Annotated in this window: 11 protein-coding genes; 6 read left to right on the top strand and 5 right to left on the bottom strand. The window is 55.9% G+C overall.

Annotated elements, in window-relative coordinates; translation table 11 throughout:
• Positions 1-7: 7 nt before the first annotated feature.
• Entirely contained in the window at positions 8-868 is an 861-nt protein-coding gene (locus tag LAO20_22365; protein ID MBZ5534179.1) for a phosphatase PAP2 family protein, read from the bottom strand.
• A gap of 147 nt (positions 869-1015) precedes the next feature.
• On the opposite strand from LAO20_22365, the gene thiD reads away from it, so the two are divergent.
• Positions 1016-1837: a bifunctional hydroxymethylpyrimidine kinase/phosphomethylpyrimidine kinase gene (gene thiD, locus LAO20_22360; GenBank protein ID MBZ5534178.1), complete on the top strand. Its 822-nt coding sequence runs from the start codon at positions 1016-1018 to the stop codon at positions 1835-1837.
• A 315-nt stretch (positions 1838-2152) separates the two neighbouring features.
• Here thiD and LAO20_22355 read toward each other — a convergent pair whose 3' ends face one another.
• The gene (locus tag LAO20_22355; GenBank protein MBZ5534177.1) at positions 2153-2587 is read right to left on the bottom strand and encodes a zinc ribbon domain-containing protein; all 435 of its coding nucleotides are present in this window, start codon (positions 2585-2587) and stop codon (positions 2153-2155) included.
• 159 nt (positions 2588-2746) lie between these two features.
• A complete protein-coding gene (locus tag LAO20_22350) occupies positions 2747-2977 on the bottom strand; it encodes a hypothetical protein (GenBank protein ID MBZ5534176.1) in 231 nt (76 codons plus the stop codon).
• Between the two features lie 194 nt (positions 2978-3171).
• Between LAO20_22350 and LAO20_22345 the strand changes: the two genes are divergently transcribed.
• The 3 genes from LAO20_22345 to aroA all read left to right on the top strand — a co-directional run bounded on the left by LAO20_22345 (position 3172) and on the right by aroA (position 6266).
• Entirely contained in the window at positions 3172-4305 is a 1134-nt protein-coding gene (locus tag LAO20_22345) for a hypothetical protein (GenBank protein MBZ5534175.1), read from the top strand.
• Positions 4306-4499: 194 nt separating this feature from the next.
• Complete coding sequence (locus LAO20_22340; GenBank protein ID MBZ5534174.1) at positions 4500-4814, top strand: PspC domain-containing protein; 315 nt, start codon at positions 4500-4502, stop codon at positions 4812-4814.
• Positions 4815-4961: 147 nt separating this feature from the next.
• A complete protein-coding gene (gene aroA / locus LAO20_22335; protein ID MBZ5534173.1) occupies positions 4962-6266 on the top strand; it encodes a 3-phosphoshikimate 1-carboxyvinyltransferase in 1305 nt (434 codons plus the stop codon).
• A gap of 155 nt (positions 6267-6421) precedes the next feature.
• On the opposite strand, the gene LAO20_22330 is transcribed toward aroA, so the two are convergent.
• Positions 6422-7723, bottom strand: coding sequence for an insulinase family protein (locus LAO20_22330; GenBank protein MBZ5534172.1), 1302 nt, complete (start codon positions 7721-7723; stop codon positions 6422-6424).
• A gap of 846 nt (positions 7724-8569) precedes the next feature.
• Here LAO20_22330 and rlmN point away from each other — a divergent pair.
• A complete protein-coding gene (rlmN, locus tag LAO20_22325; protein MBZ5534171.1) occupies positions 8570-9661 on the top strand; it encodes a 23S rRNA (adenine(2503)-C(2))-methyltransferase RlmN in 1092 nt (363 codons plus the stop codon).
• Here rlmN and LAO20_22320 read toward each other — a convergent pair.
• Positions 9622-10440 (bottom strand): hypothetical protein, encoded by an 819-nt coding sequence (locus LAO20_22320; GenBank protein MBZ5534170.1) that lies wholly within the window; start codon positions 10438-10440, stop codon positions 9622-9624. The genes rlmN and LAO20_22320 overlap by 40 nt on opposite strands.
• Between LAO20_22320 and LAO20_22315 the strand changes: the two genes are divergently transcribed.
• Positions 10385-13225, top strand: coding sequence for a hypothetical protein (locus LAO20_22315; protein ID MBZ5534169.1), 2841 nt, complete (start codon positions 10385-10387; stop codon positions 13223-13225). The genes LAO20_22320 and LAO20_22315 overlap by 56 nt on opposite strands.
• Positions 13226-13702 lie beyond the last annotated feature (477 nt).

The raw sequence follows: 13702 nt of genomic DNA, 5'->3' as shown, positions 1-13702 counted from the left end.
GATCAACCTAAATGTCTGAGAAAAGGTTTGCAAGCCGACGGCTCATTAGACGCGCCAGCCCCAGCGCCGTTAGCGCCACCAGAATTCCCGCGACCACGTCGCTGAGGTAGTGGTAGCCGTCATATATGGAACTGACGCTAATGAGGACCAGAAAGGGAAGCAGGGCCAGTCCAGCTTTGCGCGCGTGACGCCAGGCAAATACCACACAGAGGACCGCCAGGGCCACGTGGCTGCTGGGGAAAGCGTTGCCATGTACGCCCGCATGACGTTGCACCAGACCAACCAGCCAGGTAAATGCGCCGCCCTTGATAGCCGCGCTTGCCGAGTTTGCCGCATGCAGAGGCGACTGCGTGGGGAACAAAAGGTAGACCAGAAACGCCATTCCATACATCACAACAGATGTCAGCATCAGCTCGCGAAACAGGGTTTTGTCCTTGCGGGCATAAAGCAAGCCACCGGCCACGGGGAACATCGGGTAATAAGAAAAATAGCCGGCGTCCAGGACTTCCGAGAGCCAGGGCGAACGAAAGCGTCCGATCCACTCATTTGGAGAGACGCCGAACACGCTCTCTTCCATGCGGACTAAGACGTCGTTGTGCCAGTGGGGCGAGATGGAGAGCGCGAAACGAGCCACTTCTTCGAAGGAAAAGATGAACATCGCCAGCGGATACCAGTCATGCAGAAAGCGGACCACCGCGGAGCGCTCGCGCCAAGCTGCCAGCCCGACGATGGCGGTGGCGATCAGCCCGTGTGCCAGCAAGATCAGAGCGGCCGCCCCCGGAGGGCGCCGGAGCACGGCGAGCAACGCCATCGCCAGCAGATAAACCAGGTACATCCAGTCCACGCTATTCAAGCGAGGCAGGTTCAAGGTCCCCCGCCGTCGAGTTGAGATTGTGGAGGACAAAATGGTCTCTAATTTTGTTTGCTGAATACGCGGTTTGTACAATACACCTTGAAGCGCAGTCGTCGTTGCGAATCGCGTGCAACGAAATCCCCAAGAAACCGAAGAGTCCAAATGATGGTCCGCAAAGCCAAGCCGAGCGAATCCAAGCAGCCTGTGTCCAAAGCCCGGCCCATTGTCCTTTCGATTGCCGGGTTTGATCCTTCATCCGGCGCCGGAATCACCGCGGACATCAAGACCATGGCCGCGCACAAGTGCTACGGCGTAAGCTGCATTACCGCGTTGACCGTGCAGTCCACGCGCGGCGTTGTCCGCGTGGAACCCGTGGAAGGCCGGGTGATCACGGAAACCTTGGATGAACTGGCCACGGACCTGAACATTGCGGCGGTGAAAATCGGCATGCTGGGATCGGCGGAAGCAGCCAGGGCGGTGGCGGGATTCCTGAAGCGCCACCGGATGCGCCACGTGGTGCTTGACCCCATCCTCAAGTCGTCCTCCGGCATGGATTTGATCTCCAAAGAAGGACTGCTGGTTTTGCAAAACCGTTTGCTGGCGATGGCCACGGTGATTACTCCCAACATCGCCGAGGCCTCGCTACTCACGCGCCTCACCGTGAGTAACGCGGACGAGATGGCGGCTGCGGCGCTGCGGCTGCATCAATTGGGCGCGCGCCACGTCATCATCACCGGAGGCCATCTCGATCCTCCCGTGGACCTGGTCAGCCCGGAGCCAGGCACACACCCGACTTTCATCTCAGGCGCGAAGATCGCCGGTTCGTCCACGCACGGCACAGGCTGCGCCTTTGCGACTTCACTGGCCTGTAATCTTGCCCTGGGCAAGCCGCTCGTGGACGCCGCCCGAGCGGCCAAACGCTACGTGGAGTCCGCGCTGCGACACCCGCCGGCCGTGGGCAAAGGCGTGGGACCGATTATCTAGATTGCCAAAAATGCCAGGATTGCCAAAAATCGCAGGAATTGGAAGCCAAAACACAACTGAAACCCAAAATCTTTGAAACGCAGAGGAACGGAGGAAGCGGAGGCTTTGCATTCAGTCCAGCCCCGACATTCTTTTTTATTCCCTCTGTTTCCTCCTTTCCTCCGTGTTTCAAGGTGTTGGGTTTTCTGGCTTTTCAAATCCCGGCGATTTTTGGCAATCTTGGCAATCTTGGCAATGGGGAATTGCGGTGGATCTTCAGAATATCAATAAAAAAGCGGCCCCATGCGCGGCCGCCTTTTTCTTTCGAGGGAGAAGCTATTTCTTCTGCAACAGAATTCCTGCAACGAACAACGCAACAGCCGCCAGGAGCCACTCAATGCGCCACAGCTGTACGGCCTGCCAATCGAGCAAGGTGGTGGCGGTAAAGAAGATGCCGGTAAACAATGCGGCGATGACGCAGGCAGATCCTAGGATGAGAGCCACCAGCGAGGCCGTGGTTTGTCCCAGGGCGTCGCGCAACCAGATCAGGTCATACCAGGGATGGGCCGGGGGCTCGGCGGATTCTGCTGGAGTCCAGTTTCGCGCTGCGCCGCAGGCGTGGCAGAACCGGGCGTCGGCGACCAGCTCCGCGCTGCAATTTGCGCAAGCGTCGGCGGCAACGTCCGGCGCGTGCTCTGTTTCCGGCCGCGGGGGAATGACCGGCTTCCAGAACTCCTGCCGTTCTTCGATGTTGGACGCCGTGTGTGACATTAAACGGAAACCTGCTTGCTCAGATTAAGCAAGAGGCATTCCACTTGCCAAAGAACGGCCAGTGCAAATATTTGATAATAAATGACTTACCATGCACACTGCGGACGCGGGAGAGAACTAGGGAAAGAATTACGTTGTAAAAGCTTCTGGCAGCGTCACTTAGTACCGAATTGGCATGCGGATGACCTTGGGATTCTCCTTGGCCTTGCTCCAGAATCCGAGCAATACCAGGTCAGCGTCAGAGAAGCTAATGTCCTCTGGGCGGGGGTTGCCGTCGTTGAAAATATGCTCGTCAAGCAGGCCGTGCAATTCAGAGACAGTGATGCGCAGGAAGCTGGCGGCCTCCGCTTCGGTATAAAACTCTTTCATCGGATTGAGCGGTCTGGTCATGGTTCTCCGTATCCCCGTTTTGAGGAATGCGGGGGAGCTAAGCCAATCTTTTACCTCTTCAGCCCCGATCGAGAAATCAGGTAAACTTCCCGATAGCCTCCCACATGAGACCTTACCGTTCCCCCCTTCTGAGAGCCCTTGGTAACCTAGGGTTGCTGCTGTTTGTGGTTACTGTCTTAAGAGTAACCCCTGCCTTGGGACTGGTTCAGGCCCCAAAGCCCGACTATGACGCTTTGACCAGAAGCGGCTTTGAACATTTCTACAGCCTGGAGTACGACCAGGCGATCCGCGATTTCAAACAGGCCCTGGAAGCCCGTTCTGACGATGCCAAAGCCATGAACCACCTTCTGGAAGCCGTTCTTTTCCAGCAGTTGCACAAATACAACGCCCTGGACACCCGGCTTTACGCCAAGCAGGGTTTTGTAACTAGTAAACAGGTTCCGGTGGACGCCGCCACCAAAAAGCAACTCATGGACCTGGCAGACCGGTGCATGGAGGCCTCAGAGAAGCGCCTTAGATCGAACCCTAAGGACGTAGAGGCCCTCTACAACCGGGGCGTCACCGAAGGGATGCGCGCCACCTACCTGGTCATCGTGGAGCACTCCTGGTTTTCCGCCCTGCGCTATGCCTTGTCCGCGCGCCATGACCACGAGGAAGTCCTCCGGATGAGACCCAGTTATAGCGACGCCAAGACCGTGGTGGGAGCGCACAACTTCGTGGTCGGCAGCCTTTCTTTGCCGGTTCGAGCCATGGCGGGAGTCGCCGGCATCCGTGGCGACAGGAAAAAAGGCCTGGAGATGCTGGCCGAAGCTGCCAATGCCGGGGGCGAAACCAGCAGTGACGCGCGCGTCGCACTGTCTCTGTTCCTCCGCAGGGAAGACCGCTTGCAGGACTCGCTGGAGGTGGTGCGGTCGCTCACCCGCGATCATCCGCGCAACTTTCTTTTTGCCTTGGAAGAGGACAATCTGCTGCGCGATCTGGGCCGCAATCCGGAAGCATTATCCAAGCTTCGCAAGCTCATAAACGATTGTAAACAAGGTGGATATCCGAATGCCCACCTGGAACTGGCGGACTACTCGCTGGGCGAAACGCTGCGCGCCCTGGGCCAGCTGCCGGAAGCTCTGGAGGCGTATCGGAGGGCGGCTTCTGCCGGAGGCGACACTGGCTATCGCCAGAAGGCCCTGCTGGGATGGGGCGAGGTGGCGGATTTGCAGGCCAAGCGCCAGGAAGCCCAAACCCAGTATCGTGCGGCCATCGCATTGGATTCGTCCAGCGAAGAAGCTGGCGCAGCGCGTAAATATCTGGATAAACCGTACAAAGGACGGTGAAACTTTGGGGGCTACGTCTCCGTATCTCTTATCGAGAGTAGGCAATTAGCAATTGGCAAATGGCAGTTAGCCAAGACCAGGTGGCCGGGTTGTGTCGGCTAATTGCTAGTTGCCAATTGCTAACTGCTCGTCGCGAGAAGCGCGGCGGAAAGTGTGCTAATGGTTATGTTCCGAGCTCTTGCAAAGGAGATGAAATGTATTGCAACTACTGCGGCAAAGTGATTCAAGATGACGCGGTGCTGTGCGCCTACTGCGGCAAGCGTGCCGGAGGCGTGGTGGCCCGCAAGCGGCTGGTGCGTCCGCGCGAAGGGCGGAAGATCGCCGGCGTCTGCAAAGGTTTCGCCGAATACTTTGACCTGGATGTGTCTTTGATCCGCATCGTGTGGTTGATCTGCATCCTGTGCGGCATTGGCGGCCTTGCCTACGGCGTAGCTTGGATCGTGATGCCGGAAGAGCCGCTGATGCTCACCGCGCCGCAAACCCAGATGCAGAAGACGGCAAATCAGTAAGGGCGGTGTCGCTCGGCGAACAAAGAATCTCCGTCTGCAATATGCCTGTTGTGCGAAGGCATGCGCCGATTGTGCCCCTAGTTTGCTCCGAAGTGTGATCATCGCTTGATCGCCATTTGCCATTTGCCGATTGCTCCCGCAAACTAAATGCACGGAGCAACGCGATTGATCATTCGTCCCGCTAAAAACATTCTCGGCTCCATCCGCATGCCGGGTGACAAGTCCATTTCCCATCGTTATGCCATGCTGGCGTCCATCGCCCAGGGAACCACGCGGTTGGAAAACTTTTCCACCGGCGCAGATTGCGCCAGCACGCTGGGTTGCGTGCGCCAGTTGGGATGCACGGTCCGCGTGGACCAGGCCAAAGTTGAAATCGAAGGCCGCGAGCGCCTGCAGAAGCCGGCGGAAAGTCTGGACTGCGGCAACTCCGGCTCCACCATGCGCATGATGGCGGGAATCCTCGCGGGACACGATTTTGACTGCCGTCTCCATGGCGACGAATCTCTCTCGCGGCGTCCCATGGCGCGCGTGATGGTTCCCCTGCGCCAGATGGGAGCGCAAATCACTGCTGCACCTGGCGACCGACCGCCGCTGGACATTCTTGGTAGCAAAACGCACGGCGGCAAGCTGCACGCTATTGAATACCAAACGCCGGTAGCCAGCGCGCAGGTGAAGTCGGCGGTGTTGTTTGCCGGACTCTTGGCCGAAGGCGAAACCGCGGTGGACGAGCCCTACCGCACGCGTGACCATTCTGAACAGGCCCTGCGCGCTTTTGGCGTGGAACTGGCGCGCAGCCGCAACCGCGTGAGCTTGCGCGGCGGCCAGAAACTGCACGCCATTGAAGCAGCGGTCCCCGGCGATATATCTTCCGCCGCCTTCTTCTTCTGCGCGGCGGCGCTGTTTCCCGGGTCCAATCTGGTCATCGAACACCTGCTGCTGAATCCCACGCGGGCTTCGCTGCTGGACGCGCTGAAGCTTCTGGGTGCGCGCATCTCGGTGATCAACCTGGAAGAGCATCACGGCGAACTCGTTGGCACGGTCAAGATTGAGTACGGCGCCCTGAAGGGAATCACCATTGAAGGCGCCATGTCCGTGGCGCTGATTGACGAACTGCCGGTGCTGGCGGCCATCGCGCCCTTCACGCGCGACGGCATTGAGATCCGCGACGCCAAAGAACTGCGGGTGAAAGAGTCTGACCGCATCGCCTTGGTGGCGCGTAATCTTCGCGCCATGGGCGGCGAATGCGAAGAGCGCGACGACGGCCTGCGCGTCCCCGGCAGCCAGAAGCTGCACGGCGCCGAGATTGATTCGGGCGGCGACCATCGCATTGCCATGGCGTTTGCGGTGGCTGCGCTGCGCGCCGAAGGGGATAGTCAAATTCGCGGAGCCGAGTCGGCACGGATTTCGTTTCCGGAATTTTTTACGATGTTGGAAGGCGTGGTGGAAAGATAGCAATTAGCAATTAGCAAATGGCAATTAAGCCAGCGTCAACTGGCGGGTTGCGCTTCTGCTTAAGACGCTAACGACGTTGCCTGGTGAGTTTCCTGTAAGCGCCGCCGCGCGAGATCTCTGCTAGCTGCCAATTGCTATTTGCCAATTGCTCGTTCTCACCACTCCAAACTCTCTCGCGACAACTTCAACCCGTCCAGATTGCCCAGCACGGTAATGGCCAGCTTGTCGGCTTCGAACAATTCGTTCGCCATCTCCCGGATTTCTTCCGCGGTGACGATCTCAATCTGCGCGATGGTTTCATCCAAGCTGAAGAACCGGTCAAAGTACATTTCCTGGCGCGCCAGGTTGGACATGCGGGCGGTGCTCGATTCCAAACTCAGCATCAGCCCGCCTTTGAGCTGGTCTTTGGCGCGGCGCAGCTCTTCTGCGGACAGCGGCTCTGACTTCAGTTCGCGAAACTCCGCCAGCACGGAATCCACCACCTGCCGGGTTGATTCCAGTGACGTGCCGGCGTAGATGGCCATGCAGCCGGTGTCGCGATAAGGATTCAGGTCGCTATAAATCGAATACACCAGGCCTTGTTCTTCCCGAACTTTCTGAAACAGCCGCGAGCTCATGCCTCCGCCCAGCAGCGTGTTCAGAACATAAGAAACGTAGCGCTTCTCATGCGAGATGGGATGCGACGGCACGCCCATGCAAAGCTGCACCTGCTCCAGGGATTTCTTGTTGCGGGTGACGATCCGCGGCGTAATGGCCGGCGCCGGCAGGTGGAAGCCGTTGGGCACGGTGTTCAACCCGGCAAAGCGCTGCTTGATCAGGTCCATGAAGCGTGCGTGGTTCAAATTGCCGGCGGCCGAGATGATCATGTTGTTGGGCACAAAGCGGTGGCGGTAGAAATCAAACAGCCGGTCCTGCTCAAACGAGCGGACGGTCTCTTTGGTCCCCAGAATCGGCTTGCCCAGCGGATGGTCTTTCCAGAAATTCTGCGTAAAGATTTCGTGGACAAGGTAATCCGGGTTGTCCTCGTCCATCTTGATTTCTTCCAGGATCACGCCTTTTTCCCGCGTGATGTCCTTGGCGTCAAACACCGGGTTCAGCACCAGGTCGCTCAGGATATCAATGGCCACCGGAACGTGTTCGTCCAGGACTTTGATGTTGAAGCAGATGGTTTCCTTGCCGGTGAAGGCGTCCATGTTGCCGCCGATGGAGTCGACCTGGCGGGCAATGTCCCGCGCGGTGCGGTTCTTGGTGCCCTTGAACACCATGTGCTCGATGAAGTGCGAGATGCCGTTCATCTCGGAAACTTCGTCGCGCGATCCGGTCTTCATCCAGATGCCAATGGCGATGGAGCGAATGTGCGGCATCTCTTCACTAAGCACAATCAAACCATTGGGCAGGACTTCCCGGTGGATGTCCCGTGCTTCACTCTGTGTGCGTTTTAGGGCGGTAGCTTCCATCATTTGGCCACCAAGAATGGTCCCGCGATCCGGCATCTGTTAATCCTCATCATTTCTTCCTCTTGCAATTCGGGATCGCTGATACATCGTTCGCAGACTGGAGTATGAGTTGAGCTGGCGCCCCATTCAGATGTCCGAAACCAGGAATCTCCACCGTGGTGCCGTTGGTGTACGTCTTCCTGGCTTTGTCGGGTGACCAACTTTCGAACATTCCTGTGTAAGTCACAGCGATACATCTGTCGGGGAACTGCTTCCTGAGCCTTTCCCACTCTTTGTCTACTCTCTTGCCAGATTCCCAGTCAAAGCGGAAATTGACGGAGTGGAAGATAAAACCTGATTCAGTGGGCATGGTCCAAGCCACAACGCTGGGCCAGACTTTGCCAGAACTGGTAAAGATTCCGGGGCACTCTTGTCCAAAGAAGCTCGTGCCCTCGTCCGTTGCAAGCACCCGATCACGAATTCGCACCATCTTCCCGTCATACTCTGACGCGTGCGCAAGGGCCTGGCAAACCGTCAGGGTTGGAACGTCAGCTCTATTAGAATCCTCGTCTTTATTTCGCAGTGCTTGGGCACTGAGACACACGTAACTAACGCAAAGGGCAAGGACGACAAGCCGACTCATCATGGTTTCTTTTTGAAGCATTTGTCCTCGACTCTTGCTTGCCTTGCTCGGCCGGTGCCGCTTGGGTGAGCTCAAGTTGGTATCTATATGATTCTCACACGCCAGCCACGGTCGCAGGGGCATTTATATGGGTATTATTTTCTTATAGTTAGGCGTGGATGCCGGCCTAACCTCGCATCACTCCTGGAACCCCTAGTAAAATTGACCATAAGGCAGTCTCCGGTATGGCAGACGAACCACAAATCGGCCTCTTGGGTCTTGATTTTCAAGAGCTTAGCCAGCTTGTGCTGGCGCACGGCCAGCCTGAATATCGCGCCCGCCAGCTTTTTGACGCCATCTATCCCCAACGCCTGGGTTCGCTCGATTCGGTCACCACTTTGCCCAAGCAGTTCCGGTCAACTCTGCTGAAAGCTGGCCTGGACATCGGCCAGCTTCGCATCGAAAAGAGCTTCCAGTCATCCGACGGCACCATCCGCTACCTGATCTCGACCTCTGACGGCGAGACCGTGGAAACCGTCTGGATGCCCGAGGGCGACGGCGGCGAATCCGGCGACGGCACCGAAGCCGGCGAGAGCGACTGGAACCGCGCCACAATCTGCGTCTCCAGCCAGGTGGGCTGCGCCGTGAACTGCCAGTTCTGCCTGACTGCGCAACTGGGCGTTAAACGCAATCTCACGGCCGGTGAGATCGTGGGACAGGTCATCGCCGTGCTCAATGATCGCCAAGTGGACATGGAACGCCAGCGCGTGAACATCGTTTTCATGGGCATGGGCGAACCTTTCTTGAACTATGCGAACTTCATCAAAGCCGCTCGCCTGCTGGTGGAAGGCGTAGGCATTCCCGAATCACGCATGACTGTCTCGACGTCGGGCATTGTGCCGCGCATACGAGATTTCGGCGCCGAAGCCGTGCGTCCCAAGCTGGCCATCTCACTTAACGCGTCCAACGACGAAGTGCGTGAGCGCATCATGCCCATCAACCGCAAATGGAACCTGCAGGCGCTGATGCAGGCCGCCCGCGACTTTCCTCTGCGCAACCGGGAACGCATCACCTTCGAATACGTCCTGCTGGGCGGCGTGAACGACGATCCGGAACATGCCAGGGAAGTGGTGGAACTGGTTCGCGGCATCCGCTGCAAGGTGAACCTTATTGCGCTCAATCCCGGGCCGGGCATTGCTTTCACTACTCCCGCTGACGACCGCGTAAAGGCTTTCCAGCAAGTGCTCAATGCAGCGGGGATCCCGGCGTTCGTCCGCCGGCCGCGGGGACGGGACATTTACGCTGCGTGCGGGCAGTTGAAGAGGACCGTGGGGTAAGAAATTGCCAAGATTGCCAGGATTACCGAAATCGCAAGAAACGACGCATCTCGTGATGCCATGCCGCTGCGCGATTTTATAATGACCAAGTCATGCGCCCCGATCAGGAACGTATTGCCGGATGGCTCAGCGAAAGAGCGCCGCAACTCGCTGAAGTGTACAGAGGAGCGATACGCCTGCTTGATGATCCAGCATTTCCTGGAAGGCACAATTTCATTTGTCATGCCGCGAGAGATATTGGCAATCGCGTCCCTGACATTATTACGGACACCAAAATAGAGCGCGTGGAAATGCCTGGAGACCTTACGACGCTTGTAGAACTGTGGGCGAAGAACGGGCTGGACCGGGCTGAATTGGCCCCGGCTCTGGCCGGTCAAGAGGATGGGAGTTTGCACCGAGCAACTGCGGAGATAACAATCCCCTACCAGATATTCAGGCAAGTTCAGACCATTGTAGGGCTTCAGAGACAGGTCTCCGAAAACAGCCGCACTCGGGCGAGGAGGATGGTAGAAGCGGTTGCACCAGAAAACAAAGATCGGCAAGAGGTTCTTTTCCCATTGATAAATCAGTGGATGCAATTGGTAAAGTGGTTTGTCGCGTACACTCATGCCGGTACTGGTTTGAAAACGGTTGATGAGGATGAGTTGCAAAGCAAATTTAGAACGCTGGAGGCTCATCTCGATGCATTCATCGGCGAGTTCTTCGGGTCGATAGGAACCTTGGATGGCATCCTGGAAGAAACCAACTCCTGAAATCGTTGACAAAGCGGTTGCCAGCATGGTCCGTTTTGAGCAGCAGCGGTATTTTTTTGAGAGGCTCGACAATCCAGCTTGGATCGAGCCTCTGCGAAAAAGGGGTTGGTTTTCAACGCCTCCAGTACCTAAGCGTGACGCCGAGCGGGGCACGATTGAATTTCAGCAGTGGCAACCGCTGAAGTATTTATCAAGAATGGCGGCGCATGAGCCTGCATTGGTCGCTGAGATCATGGCGACCTTACCTGATTCAGATAATCCCTATATCTTCCAATCATTCCTCAATGCTGCGCTGGCTATGCCGCCAGACATCTCAGACAGTCTGACGCCCCAGATCGTAAAAATGATCCGATCCCCATACATCATGCAGGGGCATTTGGTGGGAGACCTTGCAGTCCATCTCGCAGGCGGCGGCAAACATGAATCGTCCCTGACTGTCCTTCGAGCTGCGCTTGAGGTAATACCCGATCCCAGACCAGTTTCGGAAGAACTAAAAGCGCTTGATCCTGAATACCAGCATGAAGCGCGCACGCGGCTTGCTTCGTATGAATGCCAGTGGATTCTCCAGCGAAATGGCTCAGAGCTTTTAGAACTGCTCGGCGCTTCCCTTGTAGAACTGCTCAGTGTTCTTTTGGAAAGAGCACTCAGCTTTGAGCACAAATTCACAAAAGGGACTGAAGTAGTTGAGGACTATTCCTACATTTGGAGGCCTAGTCTCAGTGGGGGAGAAACAGCAGACTACCCCAAACGATTTCTCGTTCCAGCGGTTGTTCATTATGCCGACATGTTTGCATCTCAAGGATCAGAACAGTTGAAGAGTGTGCAGAAAATCTTAGCTGCCAGGCGATTCAAGGTGTTCAAACGGATCGAACTGGAGCTTCTCAGGCGACACTTGGAACTCGCTGGAATTCCTGCCGTCGCCCAATATCTGGTTGATAAGGATGCATTTGAGGATGTTGGCCTGCGGTTTGAATATGACGCGCTATCGGCAAGAGCCTTGGGGCTTCTCGATGCGCCACAACGTGAACAAATACTGCGATGGATAGAAGAGGGATTGAACCGTGAGCGGCTTATGGAGCGCGGGTTCTCTCAGACAGAAGCTGATGATGCAGTTGACTACTGGCGTCTTGAGCGCTTGGGACCGATAAAGGAATTGTTGGACGCCGATTGGCGTAAACGATACGACTCGCTTCACGAAAAGTTTGGCGACCCGCCAGACCGCAGGCGTACCCGTGGCGGGGCTTATCAGCTTAGCTCAAGGAGTCCCAAACCGTCAGAAGAGTTGGAAACGTTGCCGGTGCCAAATCTGATCGAGTATCTCAAGACATGGCGTCCTGGCTCCGATCAGACACTACCGTTTTCTCCGTCAGAAGAGGGATTGGGGGCAGTCTTGACTGGGATTGTTGCGAAGAACCCTGCGGAGTTTAGCAAACAAATTGAGGATTTGAAGGAAACCGATCCCACATACGTTCGCGCTGCGATACAAGGCTTTGAAAGCGCGATAAGGAACAAGAACAACTTCGATTGGGAACCTCTGCTCGATCTGTGCTTGTGGGTGATTTCACAGCCAATTGAGATTCCTGGTCGTAGCGGCAATCATTGGACAAAGGACCCGGATTGGGGCTGGGCACGTCAGGCAATTGTCAGCCTTATCGAGCACGGCTTTAAGGAAAAAACCATACCGTTCTCTCTGCGTGAGCAAGTCTGGAACGTGATTTCTGCTTTGGTACAAACGAAAGAAGGGTCTAAAGACTTGGCATATAGTGACCCCGATTCGCAGAGTAAAGACATCTGGAGTCATTCAGTCAATCGCGCAGAAGCCCGTGCAATGCGAGTAGCACTTCAGTACATTGAGTGGTGCCGCGACAATCTGAAGCAGCCAAAGTTTTCGCTGGCAGAAGTACCCGAAGCCGAAAAGCTGCTGGCATCCGGTCTTGATCCCGAAGCTCAACCATCTTTGGACATACGACTGATTTACGGCGAATTCCTGCCGTTCCTCATCAGTATTGATCGGCAATGGGTCGAAACAAACAAAGCGAGAATATTTCCTCCTGATTCTGAAAAACGATCTTTGCGCGACGTTGCGTGGATAGCCTACCTCGTCGCGAACCGCGCTTATGACATTGCTTTCGATGTGCTTCGTGATCTGTACGTGTCTGCGGTTCAGGATGACCTCGGTGTGCCGAGAATTGTCGGAACGGGACATATGGTGGAGAACCCGGACGAGGGTCTAATGCACCACCTGATGCAGCTATATTGGCGAGGTCGTATTGACCTGGAGGAAAACGGTATTCTGGACGCTTTTCTGAAGAGAGCCGGCGACGAATTGTTGGGACGAATGGTTACGTACCTGGGGCAGTCCCTAAAAGAGACGAAAGAGCTTCCAGGTGACGAAGGAGAAAGACTCAAACGATTGTGGGATAGAAGTATTTCGTTGCCGGATGATTCCCAGCATAAGCGCGAACTCGCGGCATACGGATGGTGGTTTAACAGCAATCATTTTGATGACCAGTGGGCGCTTGAGCATCTTTATAAGAGCCTTCAGTTGTCACATGGTGCGTTTGAGCCAAAACTCGGAACGTTGGAGCGACTTGCGAAATTAGCAGAGAAATTCCCAAAGCTGGTTATTCAGAGCACACAGTTTATCGTGAACTCAGATTTTGCGAATGTTGTGCTGTGGGTCAGCGATCTCAAGCAAATCCTGGAGACGGTTTTGAAGTCAGGAGACGATGAAGCGATGAAGATTGCCCGTGCTGTTGTTCAGAGTTTGGGAACACGGGGTTATCTCGAATATCGTGCTTTACTCGCATGACGCTTCGCCCGGTTGCTCGCCCGGCGGCTGTGCCACATGTGCTTCTATCTTCGGAAATGTGCTAGGCGCCGAGATGAACCATTTTGTCCCAAAGGACACTTGACAGACGGGAGCGCCGATGTCCTTCTTCGTGATGGCGAAGGCGAACAAAAAAAGTTAATATACGGGAGCTAACATCTAGCGATTGGCATCCAGCCAAAAAAGATCTTTGAAAACAGGAAAAACAGGTACTTGGTACTTAGTACTTAGTATTTGGTACTTGGCAAAGGCTGTGGCCCTCAGCTGATTCTTGGGTGACATTGGGTGAGCTTGGGTGAGATTGGGTGAAACCGGGGGGAGCGACTGTCTGGTTTGTCAAGGGCCAAGGGAAAGCGGATGGTGGAAAAGACGGCGGCAAGGCCGCCTTGGAAAACGCTTACGCGTTTCCCACTTTCCCCACCATCCCGACTGCGGCTGGCGATATTTAACTCAGAGCGA

The organism is Terriglobia bacterium, from assembly GCA_020072815.1.
Classification (GTDB): domain Bacteria; phylum Acidobacteriota; class Terriglobia; order Terriglobales; family Acidobacteriaceae; genus Angelobacter.
Note: the sequence above shows the minus strand (reverse complement) of the source record. Positions and strands in the feature narration are given on the sequence as shown.